Here is a 1102-nt window from a genome sequence, read left to right as displayed (position 1 = left end):
CGCCGAGGCGGAGTGGGTGGACGCCCGCCCGCTGCTGCCGGGGGTGCCCGCGCTGGGTGACGGACCCGACATCCAGCTGTGGCCGCACCTGCACGGCACCGACGCGATGTACCTGGCCCTGCTGCGCCGCACGGCCTGAGCACCGGCGCCCCGCCCGTGGGCGGGGCGAAAAGCCGGGATTGTGCGAACCGTAATGATCCCGTGAGGCTTTGGGGCGCACCGAGGCGGGGAAGTGGGCCGGAGCATGGCAGGCTTGGTGCATGGCGCAGATCAACCCCAGCATCCTGTCCGCCGACTTCGCGCGTCTCGCCGAGGAGGCGAAGGCCGTCGAGGGAGCCGACTGGCTCCACGTCGATGTCATGGACAACCACTTCGTCCCCAACCTGACCCTCGGCGTGCCGGTGGTGGAGGCGCTGAGCAAGGCGACGGACACCCCGCTGGACTGCCATCTGATGATCGAGGACGCGGACCGCTGGGCCCCGCAGTACGTCGAGGCCGGCGCGGGCTCCGTCACCTTCCACGTGGAGGCCGCGGCGGCGCCCGTACGGCTGGCGCGGGAGATCCGGGCGAAGGGGGCGCGCGCCTCGATGGCGCTCAGGCCCGCGACGCCCGTCGAGCCGTACGAGGATCTGCTCCCCGAGCTCGACATGCTGCTGATCATGACGGTGGAGCCGGGGTTCGGGGGCCAGGCGTTCCTCGACATCATGCTGCCGAAGATCCGCCGCACCCGTGAGCTGATCTCCAAGCACGGGCTGGAACTGTGGCTCCAGGTCGACGGCGGCGTCTCGGCCACCACGATCGAGCGGTGCGCGGAGGCGGGCGCGGACGTGTTCGTGGCCGGCTCGGCGGTGTACGGGGCGGACGACCCGGCCGAGGCGGTACGGGCACTGCGCGCGCAGGCGGACGCGGCCACGGCCGGGGCCTCCTGGGCGTGCGGCCACTGAGCAAAGGGCGGATGAACGCGGCCCCACCGGCCGGAGCAGGGATCGCCGGATCTGACAGGATGACCGGCGTATCGAGGGCGTAGAGAGTTGAGGAGATCGCGGTGTCTGGCATCTCGGCGGGTCGGTCAGCCATGCGGATGGGACCCGCGGAGCTGGTG

1 protein-coding gene is annotated in these 1102 nt (G+C 72.0%); it reads left to right on the top strand.

The genetic code is table 11. From position 1 onward, the window contains the following. Positions 1 to 260: 260 nt before the first annotated feature. Positions 261 to 944 (top strand): ribulose-phosphate 3-epimerase, encoded by a 684-nt coding sequence (gene rpe / locus IH13_RS0115280; RefSeq protein WP_031084749.1) that lies wholly within the window; start codon positions 261 to 263, stop codon positions 942 to 944. The last annotated feature ends 158 nt before the right edge of the window (positions 945 to 1102 follow it).

This window comes from Streptomyces sp. NRRL WC-3549 (assembly GCF_000721935.1).
GTDB lineage: Bacteria > Actinomycetota > Actinomycetes > Streptomycetales > Streptomycetaceae > Streptomyces.
Note: the sequence above shows the minus strand (reverse complement) of the source record. Positions and strands in the feature narration are given on the sequence as shown.